Raw genomic sequence first — 23,538 nt, 5'->3', positions numbered from 1 at the left:
GAACAGCGCGGCTGCTCTCCATGTGGGACTTGCTTATTTCTCCGAAATGCTGACAGATTCGATCGTTACATCCTCTGTCGGCTTGCTGTCCGTCGGTTCGCCATTACCAGGTCCAACCGGCGTATTCGCAATTGCCGTAACAATATCCATCCCCTTCGTAACCTTACCAAAGATCGTATAATTCGGCTGCGTGTTCAGGAAATCAGCGCCGGTACCAGTGCAAATAAAGAACTGGCTGCCGCCGCTTTCAGGCTGCCCTGTATTCGCCATGGCAAGAATGCCTGCCTCGAACTTATGTCCGTTATTAAACTCATCCGGGATCGTATAGCCGGGACCGCCTGTTCCGTTACCCAGCGGATCTCCGCCTTGAATCATGAAATCCTTGATGATCCGATGAAATTTAACGCCATCATAGAATTTCTCTTTAGAGAGGAATACAAAGCTGTTAACGGTTTGGGGTGCATCCTTTGCAAACAGCTCTATAGTGAACTCACCTTTGTTTGTCTTGAATGTGGCGTTGTAGGCCTTCTCCTTGTCGATCGCCATAGCAGGCATCTCCGACCAGGACTTCGGCGATTCTTCCTCGTTTGCAGCACCGCCGGTGGTGGTGTTATCTACTGATTCTGTAGGTGTACCTTGGTTCTCTTGAACCGAGTTGTTGGTTTTGGCTCCACATCCAGCCGTAACAATTAACATGGCTGATAGGATGAATACGAGTGCAGTCCGGTTCATCATAATCTGAAAATCCTCCAAGCGTTGCGTAATGGTAGTCAGCATCAGTCAGCAACTGTGTCGATGACTTAGCTGCTTCGTTCAGTTATGGCGTCGTAGGAGGGGGCGAGTTAGTCGCCCCGTTCCCGTTGCCATTCGAGTTTCCCGCTCCCGGATCAGGCTGGCCATCCGCCGGAACGGAACCGTCACCTCCCGGCATATTGCCGGAGTCGCCTGTTCCGTTCCCAGGCGTATTGCCATTCCCTGGATCGGTCGGCTGACCACCGTTACCCGGCGTTTCTCCGCCATTTCCAGGGGTTTCTCCGCCATTGCCCGGCGTTTCACCACCGTTATTCCCATCACCCGGCGGAGTTGTGCCATCGCCTGGCTCTCCATCGCCGGGAGGCGTTTCATTGCCGTCACCCGGTGGAATTTCTCCGCCTGGCTCATCCGTTGGCGGCGGTGTAATTTCCGTTTCCGGAATTTCCACGGTCAATTGATCGGAAGGTTTCCCTTCCATATTTTTGTTCGCGTCGTAAGCCGTCACATAATAGGTATAACTCATCCCAGGTGCAACGGTCATATCATCAACAGCCGGCTCTAAGGAATCAAGCAGTTTCGTAAATTCCTTCTCACTCGCTTCCTTCCGATACACGTGATACTGAACGCCTTCCCCTTCAATTGGCGACCACGACAGCTTCACAAACGCAGCAGCCTCATCATAGATCGCGTTGAAATTCGTAATGCCAACCGGCGGTTTCTCTTCTTGTACATCGGAAGGTTTAGCGAAACTGTCTTTCTTGACACCTTTAATGGCATCTTTCATGACTTTACCGAACATGGCGGCGGATTGCGCACTGCTCTTCTTGATCATATGATTCTTGTCCGTAATATCATAGCCCATCCAAACAACCGCTGTCCATTCAGCGGTATAACCGGCGAACCAGGCATCGCGATTATTACCTGTTCTCAAGCCCGGAATACCATGCTGCGTTGTACCTGTTTTACCTGCTACCGGACGATCAATACGTGCTGCCGTACCGGTACCGCCCTTCTCGGTTACAGCCTGCATCATATCTGTCATGTAGTAAGCTGTTTTCGGACTCATCAGCTGTTCAGGTTGAGGAGCGTCATATTGGTAAAGAACCTCCTCGTTTTTATCGGTGATTTTGATCAAAGCATGAGGATCTACCGATTTGCCTTCATTAGCAAAAGCGCTGTACGCTCTTGCCATATCAAAAGGAGTAACCCCATTAGTTAATCCGCCAAGACCGATTGCTAGGTTGCGGTCTTTGGAGCTGTCGAGCTCGAAGCCCATTTTGTCCGCGAACTTCAGTCCGGTTTTCACGCCGAGTTCATTTAACAGCCATACAGCTGAGGCGTTGCGGGACTCTTTCAACGACTGCCGCATGGGGACAGGACCGATGTATTTCACTTTGTTCGAATCGGACGGGCAGTACGAGCCGTAGCACGTTTTCACATCCTGCAGAATCGACCAAGGGAACCAATCGCCGCTCTCAATCGCCGGTCCGTATACCGTGATCGGCTTAAAGGCCGAACCCGGCTGGCGTGGCTGAACCACCCGATTCAATCCTTTGTTCACATAGTCGCGGCCGCCGATCATCCCTTGAATCTCACCGTTTCGGTGATCTACGATGATCATTGCACCTTGCTCCTGCTTGTCGTCGACACTCTTCTCGAAGTTGTCGTCATCTTCAAATTCACGCGCCATAACCGACTGGGCTTGCGTATTCAGCGTCGTATAGATTTTATAACCGCCAACCCGCAGTTCTTCTTCGGTTAAACCGCTTTTCTCTACCGCTTCATCGACGACGTAATCAATGAAAGTAAGGTTGGAATCGTCCGTCGTACTTGTTTGATTTGCCGGACGCTTATACTCAACGGCTTTCGCTTCATCCATCTCAGCCTGCGTAATATAACCCTGGTCAAACATAAGCTGCAGAACTACCGATCGTCTCTCTTGCGAATTAATCGGATTATTAATCGGGTTATAATTGCCCGGTGCCTTCGGAATTGCCGCTAAAGTCGCCATTTGCCATAGCTTCAGATCTTTAAGCTCCGTATCAAAGTAAAAGCTTGCTGCTTCTTTAATCCCATAAGCACCTTTACCGAAGTAAATCCGGTTCAAATACATCGTAATGATCTCGTCTTTGGTCTTCTTATGCTCCAATGCAACGGCTATGGAGGCTTCCGTCGCCTTACGGAAGAAGGTTTTGTCCTGGGTCAGGAACAAATTCTTCGCGAGCTGCTGGGTAATTGTACTGCCGCCCTCTACTGCACTGCGAGCTACGATATCTTTGACAACCGCTCTTCCGATTGAATAAAGGTCAATCCCGGAATGTTCCTCGAAGCGGCGGTCCTCTGTCGCAATTACGGCTTCTCTCATGAGCAATGGAATTTCGGCAAACTCCACCGTTTCGCGATTTCCGCCGGCCTGAGACAGCTTGGTCACTTCTTTGCCCTTCGCATCATAAATCGTCGAAGACTCCGGCAATATGAATTTATCCTGGTTCTCGGCCAGAATCCGTTCGCCGTTCAAAATAATCAACAAATAACCGATGATGCCGCATACTATGGCAACCGCTCCGGTAAAAAACAGCCAGACGGCCCATTTACGTTTTTTGTTGGTTTTCTTGCCTTTCTTCTCTACCTTCTTGTTCCTCGTGCTGCGTGGTCCATCAGCCATAAGCTCAGGTCCCCTCCAGTTCTCTCACACCTAATTGTGCACTCTCTCTATTTATACCCTATATGTCTAAACGGCAACAGGAGGTTTGAAACATCTTCATCACGTGCTTTCCTGCCCGCCAAAAAAAAGAACAACCCTGCACGTCGCAAGGGTTGCTCTGTCGTGCCGCTATCCAATTAAACGTTACATGTTCTGAAAAGGTTTCAAAACATGCGCTCCGGAAGTTACGCTTCGTTGTCTTGAACCTGCATGAGCGAAACATTGCGCTGCGGGGTAAAGGTCGAGATCGCATGCTTGTACACCATTTGCTGACGGCCTTCGCTGTCAATGACGATCGTGAAGTTGTCGAATGCTTTGATGACACCGCGGATTTGAAAGCCGTTCGTCAAATAAACGGTTACCGGCACGCTGTCTTTGCGGAGTTGGTTCAGAAATGTATCCTGAATGTTGATTGATTTGTTCATTGCGCGTTACCCCCATCGTCAAAAGGTTGGTTAAAAGTATATTCAATATCGATCTTAAACTTTCCTGCTATTATACCATAAATTGCTTGCAAATTCTTGTGAAAATTTTCATCGGTATCAACCCAATGGATATCGTTCATATGCCGGAACCAAGAAAGCTGTCTTTTGGCAAAACGTCTTGTATCGCGTTTCAGCAGTTCAACGGCTTCTTCAAGCGTGAGATGACCTTCTAAATAAAGGACAATTTCCTTATAGCCAAGTCCGTGCATCGAGACGGCATTAGCCGGAACACCGTCATCCAGCAGCCTCTTCACCTCGTCGACAAGCCCTTCATCCATCATGGCATCCACTCGCTCGTTGATCCTTGCATACAGCTTCGCACGGTCCATTGTAAGTCCAATAATACAGAGTTCGAACGGGGAAGTCTTTTTCTGTCCTTCCAGCTGCTGCGAAACCGTCGTACCTGTCAAATGATGAACTTCTAACGCGCGAATGACGCGGCGTTGGTCGTTGGGATGCAGCCGATCCGCTGCCTCCGGGTCGACGGCGCGAAGCCGTTCATGGAGCGCTTCTGCCCCATGCGAAAGCGCATAGAGGCGCTGCTCTTCCCGATAGGCATCATCAGAGCCTACTTCGGCAAAATCATAGCCATAGGCGACTGATTCCACATAAAGGCCTGTACCGCCTACGATAAAAGGCAGCTTGCCCCGGCTCTCAATCTCCGGAATAAGCGCCGCGCAGCGCTCTTGAAATTCCGCGACCGAGAAGGAATGGGTCGGCTCGCAAATATCGATCAAGTGATGCGGAATGCCCTCCCGCTCCTCAGGTTTGATTTTGGCAGTACCGATGTCCATTCCTTTATACACTTGAATGGAGTCGCCGGAAATGATTTCGGCATTGAAAGCTTTGGCGAGCTCCAGGCTTAATCTTGTTTTACCGACTGCTGTCGGGCCGATCAGCACAAGCAGCTTTGGCTTGTTGCTCTCTGTATGTGTTGTCGCTGAGCTCATGTTGGCAGAATCACTCCGTAAGCTATTTTATTCATATGCCGCCTTTCAAAGCCCAGCCGCCGAAATTCTTCGCTGCCTTGGTGCTCCTTGAGGACAACCATTTTGCGGGCTACACGGGTGGCCTGACGGACCGATTCTTCTTGAAGCGCATCGTTGTTGGCGAGTCCTCGCAAAGGCTGTAACGCTGATGAATCGTGCATCGGCTTGCGGAACATCGGGTCAAAGTAAACGATATCCACGCTCTTATCCGGCAATGCGGCCAGATAGTCGAGATGGTTCGTATTGCGCATTTCAATTCGACGCAGCGCTGCGTTCACATCCGCGTGATCGGTCTCGTAAGTCTTCAGCCCTTCACGAACGACAGTGTATAACATCCGTTCGCTTTCAATCGCCGTTACGCGGCCTTCCTCGCCAACCGCATAGGCAAACACCAGTGCATCTGAGCCGAGACCAGCCGTACAATCAACAACATGATCGCCAGGCTGACAGCCGGTTAGCGAGATAAGCGGATCTGATTCGCCTTTGCGCATCCGTTTCACACGTACATAAGCCATGCTGGGATGAAAATACAGCGGTTCTTCCGATTCCTCATAATAGCGCAGTCCCCGGTCGTCTGCAACAAGCAGGCGATTGTCGCCATATTTCGTTCTGAGCAGGCTAAGCGAGTCTTGTTTGCGAGGGACATAGCGCCCTCCAAGCTCTTCTGCCAGCCCGGCTGCATAGGCGACCTGATCAGGTGTAGGCTTGTGCGGCGTCGTTACGATCATGACATCACCCGCTTAAACATCTTCTCCAGCTGATAGGTGGTCATATGAACGACAATCGGCCGGCCGTGTGGACAGGTGTAAGGCTGGATACATGCCGCAAGTCTATGCAACAATCCTTCGCCTTCCTCACGCGTCAATCTATCATTAGCTTTAATCGATGCTTTGCAGGAGCACATGATGGCAGATTTCTCACGCATCTTGCCAATATCGATAGATCCGCGTTCGCCGATCAGCCACTCTGCCATTTCTTCGATGACATTGTGTTCTTCGCCTTCAGGCAGCCACTCCGGATAGGAGCGAACCAGGAACGTATGCGCCCCGAACGGTTCAAGCTCGACGCCGGCCTCCTGCATGTAATGCAGCTTACCCTTCAAGGCAACAGCCTCCGCTTGGGTGAACTCCATTGTCAGCGGCACGAGCAGCTGTTGACTTGCCTGCTCCGGCCTGCTGAATTTCTCAAAGAAATACTCGTAATTGATTCGTTCATGCGCCGCATGCTGATCAATCAAGAAGAGTCCTTCTTCGTTCTGAGCGATGATATACGTGCCGTGAAGCTGGCCGATCCAATAGAGCTCAGGGAACGAAGGCGTTGCAGGATCACGCGCTGGCTGAGATTCAGCCGCATAGCTTGAAGCGACGGCACGCGCACCGGTGAAGTCGCTTGCTGCGCTGCCTTGCGCAGAGTCAGACTCAAGCGCATCCACGGCAGCGGCGGTCAAAGCAGACGCATTGCTTTGCTCTGAAGTTTGGCTCTCTGCGCTGTTCGGCGCGTAGTCCAGCCCGGATTCCCGTGCGATCGCCCCCTGCGCGCTTGGTGGCGCGTAGAGACGCTCGGTCGCATCCTTAGGAATGGCAGCAGTTCGATTGACTCCTGCTTGCCAATCCGGGGAATAACTGCGGCTCTCTTGACTGCGAGAGCTTCCGATCCCCATCGACTGCGCCTTATCCGACAAGGTCGAAGTCTGATACGACTGCCGCGCTTGCGGTTGTTGTGTCGCTGCACCCTTGGGATCACTCGGATTGCTGCTCGCAATCGCTTCTTCGGCAATTTGAAGTGCTGCCGCGATTTCTGCTGCGGAAACCGACAGACCGCTTGGCGTGGCAGTTAGAGGCGCTGCTGGCGGCGCTGCCTTCTGGAACGTATCATCCGGTTGATGGAAGGAGATACGATCCTGGACAAATAACGGCTTTGAGCGTTCCGTTGTCGCAGCCGGACCTGGAATATGCCGCTGCTTGCCGAGCGCGCGTTTGACGGCTTCCTCAATGAACTCACGCAATTCGGCTTCTTTGCTGAATCGCACTTCCATCTTGGAAGGATGAACGTTGACATCCAGCAAGCTCGGATGCATGCCGAGCTCGAGCACAACCATAGGAAATCGGTTAATCGGAAGCAGCGTGTGATAGGCTTGCATAATCGCTTGATTAATTACGAAGCTCTTGATATACCTGCCATTCACGACGATCGTTATCCCGTTGCGGTTCGATCTCGTCTGCTCGGGCTTAGAAATATACCCCTGCAGCTCATAATCCGGATGTTCGCCGGAAACCGGCAGCATCGCCTTGGCCGTCGCCGTACCATAAATCGCCGCGAAAGCTTGCAAACGATCACCGCTTCCAAGCGTGCGAAGCAGCAACCCTCCGTTATGCTTTAAGGTAAAAGCAACTCCCGGATGTGCGAGAGCTAAGCGGTTCACGTAATCCGCGATGTGACCGATCTCCGTTTGGATCGTCTTCATATACTTAAGCCTGGCAGGTGTATTATAAAACAGCTCGCGCACGCTGATATCCGTTCCTTGCGGCGCATTCGCTTCTTCATTCGCAGTAATGCTGCCCCCTTCTATAACCAGACGGCGGCCAAGTCCGGTTTTCTCCGGTGATGACACACATTCAACGCGGGCTACGGCGGCAATACTCGGAAGCGCTTCGCCGCGGAAGCCCAGGCTTGCGATGCGGAACAAATCTTTACTGGAGGAAATTTTACTCGTTGCGTGTCTGTAGAACGCCGTCTCTATATCATCGCCCTCAATGCCGGAACCGTTATCTGTCACGCGCACAAGGGTTAGTCCACCTTCTTCGATTACGATATCGATGGCACTGCTGCCTGCGTCAACCGCATTCTCCACGAGTTCCTTAACAACGGACGATGGCCGCTCCACCACTTCGCCTGCGGCGATTTGGTTGGCTAATTGCTCGTCCAAAATACGGATTTTGCTCATCTCGACCATACACCTCCTGAGCTATCATTGCTCGTCGTTTAGCTTGAGCTTCATATCATTCAGCCATTGCATCGCTTGCATCGGCGTTAAATTAAACAGGTCCAGCTTCCGCAGCTGCTCAGCCAGCTGTTCTGCGCGGGTATTACCTTTGCGCTGCTTGCCTGCGCTTGGAGCCGTTTCTTCAAATATGGAGAGTTGCACGACTCCAACCGTTGCTGCAGGTTCGGGAACATGAACAGGTTCAACGTTGCGAGGCAATTCCACTGCTGCGGGAACCACTTCTGCCTCTTCAGAAGGCGCTGCGTATGCTGCGGCAGCCTCTGCGACATAAGGAAGCTTAACCGCAGCGGCGGCAGCAGCCAGGTTTTCTTGATCCGTGTGCAGCTCCAGTAAGGAATACGCTCGCTCGATTATGCTGCCTGGCAAGCCTGCCAGCTGCGCGCAATAAATGCCATAGCTGCTTCCGGCCGCTCCGGGGACCAACTTGCGCAGGAAAGTGACATTGTCGCCGGTTTCCTGAACAGCCATGCAGGCATTCGCCAAACGCGGAAGCGTATCTCCCAGATGAGCCAATTCATGAAAATGCGTCGAGACAAGTGCTTTACAGCCGACTTCATGATGGACGAACTCAATGACCGCTTGCGCGATTGCCATCCCTTCTCCAGTCGATGTTCCGCGCCCCAGCTCATCGATAATGACTAGACTTTGAGCCGTTGCTTTCTCCGTCATGATTTGGATGTCCTTCATCTCCACCATGAACGTACTTTGGCCGCCGATCAGATCGTCTGCTGCGCCGATACGCGTGAAGATGCGATCAATAAGCGGGACCTCCGCGAATTTCGCCGGTACGAAGCAGCCGATTTGAGCCATGATGCTGACCAAGGCAACTTGGCGCATATACGTGCTTTTTCCAGCCATATTCGGTCCGGTAATGAGCAGCATGGAGGCTTTATCTACACCCTTAGCAAGCGATGTATCATTCGCAATGAACGCTGCGTCCATGACCGCTTCGACAACGGGATGACGACCTTCCTGCACGACAAAATCATACCCTTCCGTCACATTCGGCTTCACATAACGCTGCTCGCCGCTGACGGTAGCCAAGGATTGGAACACATCAAGGGCAGCCAGCACTTCTGCGAGCTTCTGAAGACGGTGCAAATGAGCGCTCAGATGATCGCGGAGCTCAACAAATTTGGCATACTCCAGGTCAACCATTTTATCTTCAGCTTCGAGGATCAGTGTTTCTTTCTCCTTCAGCTCCGGTGTTACGTAGCGCTCTGCGTTCGTTAGCGTCTGTTTGCGTTCATAACGGCCTTCAGGAAGACTGCCAATGTTCGCTTTGGACACTTCTAAGTAATAACCGAATACTTTGTTGTAGCCGATCTTCAGTGACTTAATTCCGGTCGCCTCACGCTCTCTGCGTTCCAGCTCTGCCAGCCATTTCTTGCCGTTCACGCTCGCTTCGCGAAGCTCGTCCAAGTAGCTGTCGTATCCGGCTCGGATTAATCCGCCTTCGCGTACGGAAACAGGCGGCTCTTCCACGATGACCGTCTCAATCATCTCGGCCAGATCCGCGCAGTGATCGACGTCCTTCACCAGCTTGCGTAAAGTCTCAGAGTCTGACTCCGCACAGAGCGCTGCAATGGCAGGCACATGCTGGAGGGAAGACTTCAATGCATTCAGATCACGACCGTTGGCACTTCCATACGCTACCCGCCCGACTAGCCGCTCCAAGTCATAGATTTCATTCAATTCACGGCGCAGCTCGTCACGCAAGATAAAATTGCCATACAGCCTGTCCACCGCTTCAAGCCGCTCATCAATCGTCGACTTCGACAGAAGCGGTTTATCGATCCACCTTCTCAGAAGCCTGGCGCCCATCGAGGTGCGCGTACGATCCAGCAGCCATAGAAGCGAGCCTTTCTTATTACGGTCGCGTACCGTTTCAACCAGCTCCAGGTTGCGTCTCGTAAACGGATCAAGAATCATATATTGGTTCGGCTCATAGACGGAGATCCGTCTGACGTGACCCAGCGAGCGCTTCTGCGTCTCGTCCAGATATCCGGTCAGCAAGCTGACTGCGCGATGTCTGGCAGGGGCCAGCGAATCCAGCGTCAGTTGACTGAATTGCTGCGCGAGTCGATCCGAATCCATCGGCGTTCTCTCCGTGAAGAGAACCGGACGGTTCCAAACCGCTGCTGCCAAGCGAAGCTGCTCCATCGCTCCCGCGTCTCCGACGATTTCAGAAGGATGGTACACGTTCACTTCATCCGTTAACGCTTCTTGCGCAGCGGAGAACGATGTAACATAAAGCTCGCCAGTCGTTAAATCACAAGCGGCAACGCCGAATGCGCCGCCAAGCTCTGAGACGGCTACGATGAAGTTGTTCGCTTTATCCGCCAGCGACTTCGATTCCATCACCGTACCCGGCGTTACGACTCGGATAATCTCACGGCGCACGACACCTTTGGCAGCGGACGGGTCTTCCACCTGTTCGCAAATCGCAACTTTGAAGCCTTTCTCGATTAATCGGGCTATGTATCCCTCAGCGGAATGATAGGGTATGCCGCACATCGGAATTTTCTTGTCGCCCCCGCCTTCACGGCCGGTTAGCGTAATCTCCAGTTCCCTAGATGCATTGATCGCATCGTCAAAGAACATTTCATAAAAATCGCCCAGACGGAAAAACAGAATCGCGTCCTTCGCGCCTTCCTTGATGCCCAAATATTGCTGAATCATCGGGGTATATGCAGTCATGCGGCCCCTCCTATATGAATTTACGTAGATTTGCGTGCTATGAACAAACAGACCTTCATTATAACAGAAAAAGCACTCCGGTTGGAGCGCCTTAGTCTACTCTACACATTATTGCTCCTTGAGCTACTCATTCGCCGCTGGCACACCTTTCGAGGGATTGTGTTGCTCCTAGAGCAACACATCTATACCATCGCCTTACTCAATCGTCCGCACCGAGCGGTTCGCATGATTAGCTGGAGATCTGTCCTCCCCATTCCCGACGGGTATACGCCACTTCATGCGCAGATCCGCCTCCGGGTCCCACTTCTTCCCCTCGCGAATCGCAATGAACAGCGGTTCGATCCACTGAGCCAGTTCACGATAGGAACTCGTCGAGGCCATCGACGAGGCTAACTGATCCAGACAGCCGCGCAGCTCCTCGCTGTCACCAACGTAATAAGCGGCAACATACCGCTCCTCTTCCGCTGGACAGTAGCTGAGCGTGTTTGTTTCACGCGCGCAAAGCAGCGCCAGGGCAAAAGCTGCCTTCGCAGCAAGCGGCGAAACAAGCCAGCTCGGCAGCGTGCGATACTCGAATCCGCCATGCGGCTGAAGTCGGAAATCGCCAAGAAAGCCGTATTTCGGACGGCGCGCCTGCTCCGCCCAGGACTCGATCATCGCTAACGGGAACGCGATATAGCTGTCCAACAGTCGCAGCAGCCTTCCCGTCAAGGAAACACCGCTTAGGTGGATGTGGCCGCCTAACGCAAACCCTGCCGCAGGCATCCCACCTGCCGCCCAGCGAAGCGGCGGTTCGCTCGGGATTCGCTGCGAGGCTTGCTGCAGCAGCTTGCGGATGTTTCGCGCAAGCTCATCCGGCGTTACAGCCGGTGCCGGCCGGAGCTCGGCGATCGGGTACCGAATCTGCCCTCGCACCACTACGGCATCACAGCCCGCTCCATGACCGCCTTCCAGGTAACGGGCCGCCGAAACCACTCTGCCATCCCCATCAAGCAGCAGAAACTCCGGATCAGCCCCAATCAGAATGGATGATGAAGCAGTTGTTCCCGCCACAAGCTCAGCCTGTAGTCGCAGCACCGCTTCCTTCCAACGTCCCTTACTATAGTCCGCCAACGACGGAAGCATGATACGTGCGACAAAACACCGCCCCTGCTCCCCCTCAGCAAGCTCGACGATCCCATTATCCAAGCCGCAAGCATAGAGCGCACGAACGGCTAATCGAACGAAAGGTTTGTAACGTGAGTCCTCCGGTAGGATCTCCTTGTTCGATGCACCCGGCAGCACCTCAGCCTGGCCACCAATTCGCTTTCGCCTCCGCTCCACCGCGATAGGGAGCAGCTGGAACAACGACACATCATAACTCGCGACTCGATTCTCTCCCGACTCCTCTGGCCACGTCGCAGCGCCTGCACGCACGAGCCGCCTGCGCACCTCCTCCTCGTCCCAGACCGAGAAAGCCGCAGCGCCGGCATTGATGACAATCGGCTGCTTGGCCAATTCGCGCCATCCGTCAGCCAAGCCTATCCCATTGCGCCCCACAAGGACAGCGTCCCCGGCGTCCGGACCGCCATCCCAACCTGCCCTTTCCGAGATTCCGCCGAAAGGTACCCATTCCGCACCACTGCTCATCCATACCCTGCCAGCCATCGCCGCCAACTCCGATCGCTCTCTTTTGCAATAAACACGCGTATTCCCCTATTTATCGAAAAAAAAGAGGGCTCTCGCCCTCGAATCTTTCCCCGCTCTCGCATACGATACATTAACCTAACTGTAACCCGCTAAAATTACAGTTCGTCGTCGAGCAGCTCCGGATCCAAATCTTCAAAGTCACCATCATCACCGTAATCGTAATCTTTGCCGTCATCCGAACCGCCCGGCAAAGTAGCTACCCACACCTTCGTTTCAGCCACCAGAACGACCGCAAACTCGCGCTCCACGCGAATAACGACGCTGTTCCCGCTGGACGAAATGTTAGCTTCGATACAATTAGGCTCTTGCGTCGACTCCGCAGATACTTCCTCGGTCGAAGCCCGGTGCTTCGGATCGAGATAGGAGAGCGGCACATGCTCGACGTAGGATAATGTTTCTTTCGCTACGTCAGTCTGCGAGTTTTTGTTGTAAGAATACCAGATGTTGACATCGTAAGTACCGATAACTTCGATCCCGTCTCCGGAACGGACCGCCTCATATTGGTGATTAATAATCCAAGCGCCCAAGATGCTAGTTGGGTGATGAGGCGGCGTAACGTTATGAGTTACTGTGGAAAACTTACGACCTTTGCCGCAGACAGCTTTGGTAATAATTTCTCTAGCCTTAAGCTGTTTATCTGCATAAGCCATCGATCTAACCTCCTCCATACAATCATTCAATTAAAGTGTATGCAGGACATTCGTCTAGGGTGACTATTTCTTTTTGACATGTACAAATTTTATAGGCTAATTCATATTATTAGCAGAATTCCATTAAACGTTTGCTTCGCGCGCCGCAGCCTTCAGGCTGTTTTTTTGTTTTTTGAGCCGTTTTGCGATCGAGAGATAGCGCTGGAGCTCATGCACCACATGCAGCAGCGCCGCTCGCATTTCGAATTCATTGCGGGTTACGGGAAGCGGCATAGAAGGGAAGCGGGATTCCAGCTGCAATCGCATCTCATCGACTTTTCCCTCGTACACCTCAGATTTCACATCGTCAGCCAAATGCTCGAACAGCTCTGCAACAAGCTCGCCCTGCGGCAATGATTCATAGACTAACGCCAATTGCGTTAACATCAAACTGATGGAGTCCAGCTGCTGCTGGCGCATGTCAAAATAATTCGGCCAATAGCGGCTGTACGCACTGCCTTGCCCCCATACCCGATTCTCGCGGGCGATCTCCGAACGCCGGATGCCTTCCTCAATCGCCCGCCCCGCATCAAGCAGCTCTTCTCCGTTCCACACAAGGGACGGCGAACGAAGCGTCGCAGCCATCGTTTGAAAGATTCGGCCGAACTTCTCCTCCGTCACATGCCGGAGTTCAACCAGTTTATGCTCCTCTTTGGGCATATAGAGAAAATTAATGACGGTTGCCCAGCCCAGGCCCGTTAAAAGCAGCATGATTTCGTTGCCGATCAATGCAGTCGTAACTTCTTCCTTGGCATAGACGTGGAAGACAATAACCGCACTCGTTACGATACCGTCCTTGAGGTGAAACCGAGACAAGATAGGAAAAGCAAACAGCACGAAGATCGAAATCGTCCAGAGGTGGAACCCGAGCAGCATAAATAATAATGAAGCAAAGAACAATCCGAGCACGGATGCCATGAATCGGTCAAAAGCGCTTCGTAACCCTTTCATCCTGGTGACTTCTACGCCGAGAATGGCGAGTAAGCCCGCAGACAGCGGCGGGTCTAGACCGAGATAATGTGCCGTATACAGTGCGGCAAGCGCCGCTATAGCTGTTTTGATAACGCGGATTCCCATAATTGCTCCTTAGCCGATAGCCGCTAACTTATTTTGACACTATCGTACCCCTCTCGTAAGAGGCGAGTCAACTATACGCTTTGAATACAACAACGGCATTATGTCCGCCAAAACCAAACGAGTTACTCACGCCAATTTGCAGTTCAGCCTGCCTTGCATGATTCGGTACATAATCCAGATCGCATTCCGGATCTGAATTCTCTTGGTTGATCGTCGGCGGAATGATGCCTTCCTGAATACTCTTCATTAAGGCAATCGCTTGAGCGCCGCCTGCAGCGCCAAGCATATGACCTGTCATCGATTTGATCGCTGTTATCGGAATGTGGCTGGCTTTCTCACCAAAAACCCGCTTAATTGCAATCGTCTCGGATAAATCCCCGATAGATGTGCTCGTTGCATGCGCAAAAATGACGTCCACTTGATCAGGATCAACAGCAGCCTCCCGAAGCGCTGCCTTCATGGCCAGATAGGGTCCATACCCTTCCGGGTGGGTCGCTACCATATGATACGCGTCTGAGCTTGCACCATACCCGATAATTTCGGCATGAATGCGTGCATTCCGCCGCTTCGCATGGGATTCCGATTCCAAAATCACGATCCCCGCGCCTTCTGCCATTACGAAGCCGTCACGTCCCTGATCGAACGGTCGGCTTGCTTTGTCCGGCTCATCGTTGCGCGTAGACAACGATGTCGCGTTGCCGAAGCTGGCTAATGAAATTTCCGTAATAGCCGCTTCTGCGCCGCCTGCAATTACAATATCCGCAGCTCCACTTCTGATCAGCCTAAACGCTTCGCCGATGGCAGTATTGCCAATGGAACAGGCGGTCACCGGTGAGAGCGTCGGACCATGTGTCCCATAACGGATACTGATCATGGCTGCTGCCATGTTCGATATCATCATCGGCACAAGTGTTGGGCTCACGCGTTCAGGTCCGCGTTCGTGCAATACGGCATCCTGCTGAAGCAGGGTTTCGATCCCGCCAATTCCCGAGCCCACGTAGACGCCAATGCGTTCCGCATCAACCTCATCCTTCTGCAGTCCGGCATCCGCCCACGCCTGATCTGCAGCTGCCAGAGCGAACTGACAGAATCGATCCATGCGCCTTGCTTCCTTGCGACCGAACCGTTCCTCCGCATCAAAATCTACCACAGTACCGGCAATCTTCGCTTTATGGCGAGTAACGTCAAATCGATCGATCGGCCTAATACCCGACCGCCCTTTAATCAATGCCTGCCAATACGTATCAATATCAGAACCCAGCGGCGAAATAATCCCCATACCGGTTACAACTACTCGTTCCATCGTACAACTACCTCCTTCAAATTCTCTCTTGTGATGCTATGGTGTCATATTCATTATCCTATTACAAGTTGTCGTTTATCCTAGTATAATAAACACCATACTATTAGTATCAGGTCTTAGAAGGAGGTGCGGTTTTTGAACAATCGTTCCAGACTACAAGCGTTATCGACATTCCTCAAATCGAAGCGTACATCACTATCCCCCGAAGCGGTCGGATTACCCGCAGGCGGACGCAGAAGGACACCGGGCCTTCGCAGAGAAGAAGTCGCGCAGCTAGCGGGAGTTAGTCATACCTGGTACACCTGGCTTGAGCAAGGTCGCGATATTAAAGTGTCCATGTCTGTACTAGACGCCATATCGACAGCACTGCGTCTAACTTCCGATGAACGAAAATATTTATATGCCTTGGCTCTCGAAAGCGGGACAGGGCTAAGCAGCGTGCTGGAGGAAACTGTCCAAATCAGCCCCTCGCTGCGCCGCATCCTGCAGGAGCTTCGCAGCTGCCCAACCATTATCTCGGATCGGCATTGTCAGATCGTCGGATGGAACGAGGCAGCCTCCCATGTCTTTATGAACTTCGAACAGCTTCCTCCCACTGAGCGCAATATGATTGCTCTCTTGTTTGAACGCCAGGAATTTAGACGGCTTGCAGGTAATTGGGAGCATTTCGTCAGCGGATTTCTGGCTATCTTTCGCGCTTATTACGGACAGTACGTAGATGATGAATGGTACGAGCATTTCCTCAGCCGAATGAAGCAGACACAATCCGACTTTGCCGCGTTATGGGAGAAAAGCCAAGTAAGTGCCGCTCCGGAGGTACTGATCGAATTCCGTCATGCTAAGGCAGGCAAGATGCTGTTCCAACTAACTTCCCTACAGGTTCACGGTGAAACCGATTTACGATGCAGCATCTATACCCCGGCGCCTGACTCCATGACCGAGAGGAAATTAGAGCAGCTCATGGCCAGAGAATCTGCTGAGTCGGAGTAGCGCCGCTTGACATGCAAAAGACCGCCAACCTGCGATTACTCGCAAGCAGCGGCCTCTATCCTACAGTTTATAGATAGCCGTGTATTTCTTCTCCAAATAACGAACCAAGTAATCCGGATCAAGCGGCTTACCTGTTATGTCGTTGATCAGCTCGGACGGTGTTCTCAGCTTGCCATACTGATACACTTTATCGGTGAGCCACTCTTTTATCGGATGCAAATTGCCTTTCGCGACATTTTCCCAGAAATCCGGCATTTCGCGCTCCAATGTTTCCGTCATTTGAGCAGCATACATGTTGCCAAGGGAATAGGATGGGAAATAACCGAATGCTCCGCCGGACCAGTGCACATCCTGAAGAACTCCTTCTGCATCCGATGGCGGTTCAATGCCCAGATATTCTTTATATTTCTCATTCCATAGCTTTGGAAGCTCGGATGCTTTCACACCTTCATTAAAGATCAGCTTCTCCATCTCATAACGAATGATAATATGCAGGTTGTAGGTCAGTTCATCCGCTTCAATCCGTATGAGAGACGGCTGCACGACATTCGTTGCGCGGTAGAAATCTTCCATCGGCACGTCAAGCTGATTCGGGAAATGCTCCTGCAAGTCTCCATAATACCGGCTCCAGAAGTTTAAGCTGCGGCCGATTACATTTTCCCAGAAGCGGGATTGCGATTCGTGGATGCCCATCGACGTGCCTGTGCACAGTGTCGTACCGACCAGGTCTTGACGAATATTTTGTTCATATAAGGCATGGCCGCCTTCATGGATCGTGCCGAACAACGCGCTGGTCACATCATCTTTGAGATAACGCGTCGTAATCCGAACGTCACCGGGATTTAGCCCGGTCGCGAATGGATGCGCGCTTTCGTCAAGTCTGCCGCCGTTGAAGTCAAAGCCCATTTGATTCAAAATAAAGGTGCTGAATTTCTTCTGCGCATCCTTCGCGTACGTCTGCTTCAAGAAACCCGTTTCCGGTTGATGCGGCGATGCAGCGATGGCAGCAGCGAGCGGTACCAGCTTCTCGCGGAGACCCCCGAACACATGGTCCAGTTCTTCCGTGGTCATTCCCGGCTCATACATATCCAGAAGCGTGTCGTAGCGTGTACCTTTCACGCCCCAAAGGTCGATGAATTGATTCGTGTATGTAATGATCTTATCCAGATAGGGCTCGAACGACGCGTAGTCGTTGTTCGCTTTGGCTTCTTCCCAGAAGGTTTCCGCCTGCGAGGTCAGCACCACATAATCTTGATACATCTTAGGCGGAATCTTCACGCTGCGATCATAATCCTTACGGGTTTCCGTTACCAGACGCTTATGAACCTCATTCAATCCTTCATAAGTACTCGGCTCTTCCAGTGCTGTCAGCCATTCACCGAGCTCCGGAGCAGTAGCAAGCTTGAACATTTGACCGGACAAATTACCGATCGATTGCGAACGAACATCCATTCCTTTACGCGGCGCGCCGGTACGTAAATCCCAAGAGAGCAGGGCAATTGACTCCTCGTAACTTTTAATTAGTCCAATCCGTTCTACAAACAATTCCAATTCTTTCGTGCTATTTGTCATCAAACTGTCATCACCTTTCCATAACGTTTAGCCGCTACTACTTGATCATACTTTTTGCAAACCGTATAATCAACCTAATCCTGGCTTTGCACGCAACCTCTATGGAAGGAGTTTTGACATGCAATTTTCATTTACTTCATCTGCGATCGAGCAATTGTCTCCTTATATGCAAGGCGGCAGTAAACATCTTAAATTGCTTTACGACACGGAAGGCTGCGGCTGCGTTGTCAGCGGCGTACCGACCTTGCAGCTTCTTGAGCATGCGCACCCGGACGATCGATTAGGCAGCGGAACTCCCTATTCCGTATGGTACGAACCCCGTTACGAGGTGTTCTTCGAGCCAAACCTTAAGATTGACTATAATGAAGCGCGCCATTCGTTCAGCTTGAAGAGCGACAGCCAGATTTATACCGCCAACTTGCGGTTCATGAAAGTGTAAGACGATTTACTAAATAGAGAAAGCCTTGTTCTTATAATTGGATGGAGGGAAACGAATGAATAGACTCAATGACATTCTAGCCTTTAATGAACAATTTGTTGCCAACGGTGAGTATGAGAAATATTTGACCGATAAATTCCCACAGAAGAAGATGGTCATCGTAACGTGTATGGACACTAGACTTACCGAGATGCTGCCGAAGGCGCTTAATCTACGCAACGGCGACGCGAAGATTATTAAGAACGCCGGCGCCATCGTGACGCAGCCATTCGGAAACATTATGCGGAGTATTCTCGTTGCCGTATATGAGCTTGGGGCTGATGAGGTCGTTGTGATTGGACATCACGAATGCGGGATGACAGGACTCAATCCGGAAGTGGTCATTTCGCATATGCTCGAAGGCGGTGTTTCTGAAGAAACCATCCGTACGCTTCGCAACTCGGGCATGCACCTGGAGCGCTGGCTGACCGGCTTCGACAACGTGCAAGACAGCGTGGAACGCAGTGTTGGCATCATTAAGAATCATCCACTACTCCCGGCTCAAACTCCGGTGCATGGCTTGATTATTCATCCGGAGACCGGCAAGCTGGATCTGGTTGTTAACGGTTATGAGACTTCTGCCGAATAAATCATTAGTAATCGAAAAAAGCTTAGCTGACAAGCCTGCCGCATCCTGTGCAGAACTTGATCGCTAAGCTTTTTCTGTAGGCTGCCTACCGCTTCTTCTCCTTCGCTGCGGTAGCGCGTGCGGCAATGACATCGCTTCGATCGCGAAGCGTGTGGCGATTAATGAGCGCTTCATCCATTCGGCTCGGCGCCCCCCAGACATACCCTTCCCGCTCCGCTGCCACTACGCTTCGAGCGTGCAATTCCGGATCAACAATCGGCAAATTCATATCTGTAAATGGCAAAGAATCCTCGATAGCCTCGATTCTCTCCGCTATCATCGCAATCAGTTGCTCGCCGTCTAGCCCGACTTCGTTCAGCAGCTTCGCATCCAGCCGCAGCTCAGCTTGACGCATGATCTTGAGCGCCCCTCGGGTATTGTGCCGTCTATGATGATAGGAACCGACTGCAATCTGAATGAGCCCTACCCAGATCGAACCGAGCGGGTCCCCTGCATGCGCCTTCCAATATTCCTCGAGCAATTCATGGCATTCAAAATAATCCCGTGTCGCATGAAACTCGACCAAAAACGACTCATATGCCGCCGGATATTGCTTCGATTGCACCCATATCCCCCATTTCCGTAAAATCATTCGCAAAAAGAGAATGAAAACTGAAACCTTTGATTATATTAGACGTAATTGTACTGATTGGCAATATCAGCTGTTCTTGCAGCATATCAGGAGGAGACTTACAGATGAAAAAGGGTTTATTATTGCTGATGGCTTTCGCGCTTTTTTTCGCGTTCAGCGCTGGAGCGGTTGATGCTAAGCCGAGAGGCAAATTTTCTTCACCGAAGAAGAGCTACACGTCAACCCCATCCAAGCCTGCTGACAATGTAAACAAAAGCACTAGCGGGACAAGCGGATCGACAAAAGCAGGGGCAGCAACAACAGGCAAACGCGGTTTCTTCAGCGGCGGCAGCTTTATGAAAGGGCTTATGATCGGTGGACTTGCCGGTCTATTGTTCGGCGGCATGTTCGGCAATCTCGGATTCCTCGGCGACATGTTCGGATTAATCATTAATGTGATTGCAATCTATATTGTCATTGTCGCGATTCGGGGTATATTCCATTACTTCAAGAATCGCCGCAAACCTTCGCATCCCGATCAGCGGAGACCCTACTAAGTTATGAGAATTTACACGGATGAGATTATAAACGCTATTTGCCTCCACATGGCAGATCGTAGAGGCGTCTCTCCGACGGATGTTGAAGCACAGCTGTCATGGGACGAGGAATACGGATACACTGCGGAGGTTTGGGTTCAAGGTCGCAGTCAATACTTGGTGGAAGCGAATTTGCTGGAAGCCATTGAGCAATATTTGTTAAAGCAATATCAGCTGCGGAAATTCCGTTCCCAGATTACACTGGATGCGGATGAAGAGTTTTGGGCAGATATTGAGGACTAACTCGAAGCGGGATTGGCGCGGATGCGCCGATCCCGTTTTTTGCTTGTAAATATCGGAAAATGTCATTTTCTTCGCAACCTCCTCCCCTATTCTACGTCTAATAGAGTAGATTCAGAGAGGAGTGTTATATCAGGAGATGGTTATTCGTAACAAATGGACGTTTATAATCGCGGCTGTATTAGTTGTTCAAGCTATTTTGTCGACGATATCAACGACCAGTAGCGATGCTGCTGTTGCAACCACGGACAATACGACTAAATATCGTGTCTACCACAACGATGCTGCCATGAAGGAATTTGCAGCTGAGAGCAGTGCAGTTGCTTACGCTAAGCAATTTACGTACACACATGTTGAAAAGATCGCGAACCGCGAATGGGTTTGGGACAACCTTCCGAAGTATAAAGTGTATGAGAACGGCGTAAGTTCGAACGGCCGGGAATTCCGTACGTTGGCTGAAGCCCAGCTTTTTGCAAGTAAAGTCCGTTTCGCGCAAATCCGCGACTTGGAGAAGCCTGGATTCATTCAAAGCAATTATCCTAACTATCAAATGTATCAAGGTGATAAAACGCTGGCGAACTGGTCGTTCGTGACCCTTGCTGATGCGAAGAAAGCTGCTAAAGCTTACGGCAACATGCATATTATGGAGCTGGCAACTAATCAGTGGGTTTGGGATAACCTGACTGATGCACAGAAAGCCGTTCAACGTAAAGCCCCGCTGACATACAGCATTGTAACGGACAGCGTTCAAGATGGCGCGCCCGCATACAGCTTCTTGCTGGATGCGATCCGTGCTTCATACAAAGTACCTGGCAGCAGTGTCGTAAATAGCGCAACAGGTCTAATTATACATACCAATATCCCAACGTTCACGGTCGTCCAATCCGGCCCGGTGGTGGCCTCGTACTATAGCATTCAAAGTGCGATTCAATATGCCAAATCCTTGTCCGGAGCATATGTCGTGAAGAACGGGCTTACTTGGTGGACGAATGTTCCTTATCTGACTGTTTATCAAGGTGACCAGAAGCTGCGCTCGTTCCATACTCGTAAAGGTGCAGTGGACTTTGCCAATACGTACGCCGGGTCCACCGTTATGACAACAGATCTCCGAGCGATCTGGAACAATAAGAAGTCGCTTCAGCTTCTGGGGTGGAACGGTACATCCCGTACATCGACGGTGATGGATCAAGTCAGCAAAACGCAAGGACTTGATATCGATTCTCCATCTTGGTTTGAGCTTTCGGGTGCAGATGGAACCTTCACGGATACTTCGGATCCGGCACTCGTGCAATCGATCAAGGCCTCCGGCATCAAACTGACTCCGCTCGTAAGCAATCAGTTCGATGCGGTGCTGACAAGCGCGTTTCTACGGAATGCGACTGCGAAGAATACGTTCATCACGAACCTCGTCAGTAAGCTTACGGCACTTGATGTCGATGGTGTGAATATCGATTTTGAAGGCATGGCCGGAAAAGATCGTGACTTATATACCGAATTCGTTCGTACGTTTACAAGCGCTGCGCACAAAGCCGGATTAACGGTATCGATCGATCTCCCTAGAGGTGACGTAAGCTGGGATGCCAAAACCGCTTACGATCAGCGTGCACTTGCCGAAATCGTGGATATGATCATGATTATGGCCTATGACCAGCACTGGAAGGGAAGCGACGAAGCCGGGTCCGTTGCTGAACTGACTTGGGTGGAGCAAGGCGTGAAGCAATTTCTAGCCTACGGTGTCCCCCGCAGCAAGCTGATGCTTGGCATTCCCTTCTATGTGCGAGAATGGCGTGTTGATGCTGCGGGCAAGCTGGTGGACAACAAAGCCATCTTCATGAGCGAACTGCCTCGCATCATTGCGGAACAAGGCGCTACTCGCACGTTTGACGCCACTGCCGGACAATGGAAATACACTTATGCGGGACAAGATGGGTACACGCATGTATTCTGGGCAGAAACTGCCGACACCGTGAAAGCACGCGTCAACATTGCGAAGGAATACGATTTAGCCGGCGTTGCCGCTTGGCGTCTCGGCTATGAGCAAGCAGATCTATGGACGATGCTGCTCCAAATGAAGTAACGGCAATCGGTCAAGTAGTATTTCGGTATTTCGTTATGGTATTATAGATTGAAGTTATCGTTCGTAACATCACTTCAAATCAGTTAGGAGATTGCTGTATGTCTAATCTAAAAGAAATTCAATCCCTCGATGAATGGAATGCGGCATTTGAAGCATCCGGCTCTCGTCCTTTGGTCGTATTCAAACACAGTACGACATGTCCGGTTAGCGCGAATGCGTACACGGAGTTCTCGAATTACTTGAAGAATAACGAAGCGGCTTCGGCTGATACGGACTTTGTTCTTGTCAAAGTCATTGAATCCCGTCCGGTGTCGAACCAAATTGCCGAAGATACTTCAGTTAAACATGAATCCCCTCAAGTGATTCTAATCAAGGATAAAGCGAAGTATTGGACTGCCTCGCATTGGTCCATCACGGAAGCTCATATGTCTGCGGTAATGAATTAATCGACGAAGACCCCTGATAGAAGCGTGAAGACGCTTGATATCAGGGGTCTTTTTTTATGCTCTAATTAAAGTTTTAAAAACCATATATTAGAAGTTGCTATGACAAATGTCCAAGCGAGCAGGTGTAAACATGCATTAACTAGTTAGAAATATGGATCGGAGGGTTCTAACTATGGCATGTGATAACTCTGCTACTGCTTTGACCTGCTGTACGAATAACGAATATGTGCAAGACAAAGTATGTACTCCATGGAGCGGTACCGTCGTTGCAACCGATGTATTGCTTATCGTCTACGTAAACAATATCAATCAAAATTTAGTGGGAACGGGCTATATCCAATATGATGTCGGCGCAGATGACATCGTTGTGGATGTACTTAACAGCGCAGGCGCTCCAATGGTTACTCCCCTCACCCTTTCTCCCGGCATGAGTTTAGCTTTTACTTACCGCCGCTTCAGTTCAATCCGATTAACATTACCCGGCGCGTCCGCTGGTACTTACCAAGGCGAATTCTGTATTACCACTCGTTATGCCATTTAGAGAATC

21 protein-coding genes are annotated in these 23,538 nt (G+C 51.1%); 8 read left to right on the top strand and 13 right to left on the bottom strand.

Annotation, left to right across the window (positions count from 1 at the left end):
• Positions 1–33: 33 nt before the first annotated feature.
• The 11 genes from AC0YN4_RS00765 to fabF all read right to left on the bottom strand — a co-directional run bounded on the left by AC0YN4_RS00765 (position 34) and on the right by fabF (position 15,393).
• Entirely contained in the window at positions 34–732 is a 699-nt protein-coding gene (locus AC0YN4_RS00765; RefSeq protein WP_475835552.1) for a peptidylprolyl isomerase, read from the bottom strand.
• Positions 733–817: 85 nt separating this feature from the next.
• Positions 818–3,418, bottom strand: coding sequence for a transglycosylase domain-containing protein (locus tag AC0YN4_RS00760; protein ID WP_475834864.1), 2,601 nt, complete (start codon positions 3,416–3,418; stop codon positions 818–820).
• Between the two features lie 224 nt (positions 3,419–3,642).
• Positions 3,643–3,882, bottom strand: coding sequence for an RNA chaperone Hfq (hfq, locus tag AC0YN4_RS00755; RefSeq protein ID WP_090635997.1), 240 nt, complete (start codon positions 3,880–3,882; stop codon positions 3,643–3,645).
• The gene (gene miaA, locus AC0YN4_RS00750; protein WP_475780573.1) at positions 3,879–4,892 is read right to left on the bottom strand and encodes a tRNA (adenosine(37)-N6)-dimethylallyltransferase MiaA; all 1,014 of its coding nucleotides are present in this window, start codon (positions 4,890–4,892) and stop codon (positions 3,879–3,881) included. Before miaA ends, hfq begins: the two co-directional genes overlap by 4 nt.
• Positions 4,889–5,659: a class I SAM-dependent methyltransferase gene (locus AC0YN4_RS00745; RefSeq protein ID WP_475834863.1), complete on the bottom strand. Its 771-nt coding sequence runs from the start codon at positions 5,657–5,659 to the stop codon at positions 4,889–4,891. Before AC0YN4_RS00745 ends, miaA begins: the two co-directional genes overlap by 4 nt.
• Positions 5,656–7,875 (bottom strand): DNA mismatch repair endonuclease MutL, encoded by a 2,220-nt coding sequence (mutL, locus tag AC0YN4_RS00740; RefSeq protein WP_475834862.1) that lies wholly within the window; start codon positions 7,873–7,875, stop codon positions 5,656–5,658. The genes AC0YN4_RS00745 and mutL overlap by 4 nt, the downstream gene beginning before the upstream one ends.
• Positions 7,876–7,899: 24 nt before the next feature.
• A complete protein-coding gene (gene mutS, locus AC0YN4_RS00735; protein ID WP_475834861.1) occupies positions 7,900–10,635 on the bottom strand; it encodes a DNA mismatch repair protein MutS in 2,736 nt (911 codons plus the stop codon).
• A 195-nt stretch (positions 10,636–10,830) separates the two neighbouring features.
• Complete coding sequence (locus AC0YN4_RS00730; protein WP_475834860.1) at positions 10,831–12,282, bottom strand: putative amidoligase domain-containing protein; 1,452 nt, start codon at positions 12,280–12,282, stop codon at positions 10,831–10,833.
• A 137-nt stretch (positions 12,283–12,419) separates the two neighbouring features.
• Positions 12,420–12,974 (bottom strand): outer spore coat protein CotE, encoded by a 555-nt coding sequence (locus AC0YN4_RS00725; protein WP_090978422.1) that lies wholly within the window; start codon positions 12,972–12,974, stop codon positions 12,420–12,422.
• A gap of 123 nt (positions 12,975–13,097) precedes the next feature.
• Positions 13,098–14,090, bottom strand: coding sequence for an aromatic acid exporter family protein (locus AC0YN4_RS00720; protein WP_475834859.1), 993 nt, complete (start codon positions 14,088–14,090; stop codon positions 13,098–13,100).
• Between the two features lie 67 nt (positions 14,091–14,157).
• Positions 14,158–15,393, bottom strand: a complete 1,236-nt coding sequence (gene fabF, locus AC0YN4_RS00715; protein ID WP_475834858.1) for a beta-ketoacyl-ACP synthase II — start codon at positions 15,391–15,393, stop codon at positions 14,158–14,160.
• Positions 15,394–15,528: 135 nt separating this feature from the next.
• Here fabF and AC0YN4_RS00710 point away from each other — a divergent pair, with 135 nt between their 5' ends.
• A complete protein-coding gene (locus AC0YN4_RS00710) occupies positions 15,529–16,383 on the top strand; it encodes a helix-turn-helix transcriptional regulator (protein WP_475834857.1) in 855 nt (284 codons plus the stop codon).
• Positions 16,384–16,443: 60 nt separating this feature from the next.
• Here the strand turns inward: AC0YN4_RS00710 and AC0YN4_RS00705 are convergent, their stop codons facing one another.
• Positions 16,444–17,955, bottom strand: coding sequence for a carboxypeptidase M32 (locus tag AC0YN4_RS00705; RefSeq protein ID WP_475780565.1), 1,512 nt, complete (start codon positions 17,953–17,955; stop codon positions 16,444–16,446).
• Positions 17,956–18,073: 118 nt separating this feature from the next.
• On the opposite strand from AC0YN4_RS00705, the gene AC0YN4_RS00700 reads away from it, so the two are divergent.
• Both AC0YN4_RS00700 and AC0YN4_RS00695 read left to right on the top strand, forming a co-directional pair.
• The gene (locus AC0YN4_RS00700) at positions 18,074–18,394 is read left to right on the top strand and encodes an iron-sulfur cluster biosynthesis family protein (protein WP_475780564.1); all 321 of its coding nucleotides are present in this window, start codon (positions 18,074–18,076) and stop codon (positions 18,392–18,394) included.
• A 55-nt stretch (positions 18,395–18,449) separates the two neighbouring features.
• Positions 18,450–19,022: a beta-class carbonic anhydrase gene (locus AC0YN4_RS00695; RefSeq protein ID WP_475780563.1), complete on the top strand. Its 573-nt coding sequence runs from the start codon at positions 18,450–18,452 to the stop codon at positions 19,020–19,022.
• Positions 19,023–19,107: 85 nt separating this feature from the next.
• Here AC0YN4_RS00695 and AC0YN4_RS00690 read toward each other — a convergent pair whose 3' ends face one another.
• Positions 19,108–19,653 carry a DUF309 domain-containing protein gene (locus AC0YN4_RS00690; protein ID WP_475834856.1) on the bottom strand — a complete coding sequence of 182 codons (546 nt, stop codon included), beginning with the start codon at positions 19,651–19,653 and terminating at the stop codon, positions 19,108–19,110.
• A 104-nt stretch (positions 19,654–19,757) separates the two neighbouring features.
• On the opposite strand from AC0YN4_RS00690, the gene AC0YN4_RS00685 reads away from it, so the two are divergent.
• The 5 genes from AC0YN4_RS00685 to AC0YN4_RS00665 all read left to right on the top strand — a co-directional run bounded on the left by AC0YN4_RS00685 (position 19,758) and on the right by AC0YN4_RS00665 (position 23,532).
• The gene (locus AC0YN4_RS00685) at positions 19,758–20,189 is read left to right on the top strand and encodes a hypothetical protein (RefSeq protein ID WP_475780561.1); all 432 of its coding nucleotides are present in this window, start codon (positions 19,758–19,760) and stop codon (positions 20,187–20,189) included.
• Between the two features lie 3 nt (positions 20,190–20,192).
• Positions 20,193–20,471, top strand: coding sequence for a YxcD family protein (locus AC0YN4_RS00680; protein ID WP_090978405.1), 279 nt, complete (start codon positions 20,193–20,195; stop codon positions 20,469–20,471).
• A gap of 136 nt (positions 20,472–20,607) precedes the next feature.
• A complete protein-coding gene (locus AC0YN4_RS00675; RefSeq protein ID WP_475834855.1) occupies positions 20,608–22,545 on the top strand; it encodes a glycosyl hydrolase family 18 protein in 1,938 nt (645 codons plus the stop codon).
• A 98-nt stretch (positions 22,546–22,643) separates the two neighbouring features.
• Complete coding sequence (ytxJ, locus tag AC0YN4_RS00670) at positions 22,644–22,991, top strand: bacillithiol system redox-active protein YtxJ (RefSeq protein ID WP_475780559.1); 348 nt, start codon at positions 22,644–22,646, stop codon at positions 22,989–22,991.
• Positions 22,992–23,163: 172 nt separating this feature from the next.
• Entirely contained in the window at positions 23,164–23,532 is a 369-nt protein-coding gene (locus AC0YN4_RS00665; protein ID WP_475780558.1) for a DUF3992 domain-containing protein, read from the top strand.
• Positions 23,533–23,538: the final 6 nt, after the last annotated feature.

It is taken from the genome of Paenibacillus sp. J22R3 (genome assembly GCF_056269305.1).
Note: the sequence above shows the minus strand (reverse complement) of the source record. Positions and strands in the feature narration are given on the sequence as shown.

Bases quoted from the DNA above. Each gene is read 5' to 3' on its own strand.
- mutL (WP_475834862.1), bottom strand. From the start codon at position 7,875: ATGAGCAAAATCCGTATTTTGGACGAGCAATTAGCCAACCAAATCGCC.
- AC0YN4_RS00705 (WP_475780565.1), bottom strand. From the start codon at position 17,955: ATGACAAATAGCACGAAAGAATTGGAATTGTTTGTAGAACGGATTGGA.
- AC0YN4_RS00680 (WP_090978405.1), top strand. From the start codon at position 20,193: ATGAGAATTTACACGGATGAGATTATAAACGCTATTTGCCTCCACATG.
- AC0YN4_RS00700 (WP_475780564.1), top strand. From the start codon at position 18,074: ATGCAATTTTCATTTACTTCATCTGCGATCGAGCAATTGTCTCCTTAT.
- AC0YN4_RS00760 (WP_475834864.1), bottom strand. From the start codon at position 3,418: ATGGCTGATGGACCACGCAGCACGAGGAACAAGAAGGTAGAGAAGAAA.
- AC0YN4_RS00725 (WP_090978422.1), bottom strand. From the start codon at position 12,974: ATGGCTTATGCAGATAAACAGCTTAAGGCTAGAGAAATTATTACCAAA.
- AC0YN4_RS00720 (WP_475834859.1), bottom strand. From the start codon at position 14,090: ATGGGAATCCGCGTTATCAAAACAGCTATAGCGGCGCTTGCCGCACTG.
- AC0YN4_RS00690 (WP_475834856.1), bottom strand. From the start codon at position 19,653: ATGATTTTACGGAAATGGGGGATATGGGTGCAATCGAAGCAATATCCG.
- AC0YN4_RS00730 (WP_475834860.1), bottom strand. From the start codon at position 12,282: ATGGCTGGCAGGGTATGGATGAGCAGTGGTGCGGAATGGGTACCTTTC.
- AC0YN4_RS00675 (WP_475834855.1), top strand. From the start codon at position 20,608: ATGGTTATTCGTAACAAATGGACGTTTATAATCGCGGCTGTATTAGTT.
- miaA (WP_475780573.1), bottom strand. From the start codon at position 4,892: ATGAGCTCAGCGACAACACATACAGAGAGCAACAAGCCAAAGCTGCTT.
- ytxJ (WP_475780559.1), top strand. From the start codon at position 22,644: ATGTCTAATCTAAAAGAAATTCAATCCCTCGATGAATGGAATGCGGCA.
- AC0YN4_RS00765 (WP_475835552.1), bottom strand. From the start codon at position 732: ATGAACCGGACTGCACTCGTATTCATCCTATCAGCCATGTTAATTGTT.
- hfq (WP_090635997.1), bottom strand. From the start codon at position 3,882: ATGAACAAATCAATCAACATTCAGGATACATTTCTGAACCAACTCCGC.
- AC0YN4_RS00695 (WP_475780563.1), top strand. From the start codon at position 18,450: ATGAATAGACTCAATGACATTCTAGCCTTTAATGAACAATTTGTTGCC.
- AC0YN4_RS00665 (WP_475780558.1), top strand. From the start codon at position 23,164: ATGGCATGTGATAACTCTGCTACTGCTTTGACCTGCTGTACGAATAAC.
- AC0YN4_RS00745 (WP_475834863.1), bottom strand. From the start codon at position 5,659: ATGATCGTAACGACGCCGCACAAGCCTACACCTGATCAGGTCGCCTAT.
- AC0YN4_RS00685 (WP_475780561.1), top strand. From the start codon at position 19,758: ATGAAAAAGGGTTTATTATTGCTGATGGCTTTCGCGCTTTTTTTCGCG.
- fabF (WP_475834858.1), bottom strand. From the start codon at position 15,393: ATGGAACGAGTAGTTGTAACCGGTATGGGGATTATTTCGCCGCTGGGT.
- mutS (WP_475834861.1), bottom strand. From the start codon at position 10,635: ATGACTGCATATACCCCGATGATTCAGCAATATTTGGGCATCAAGGAA.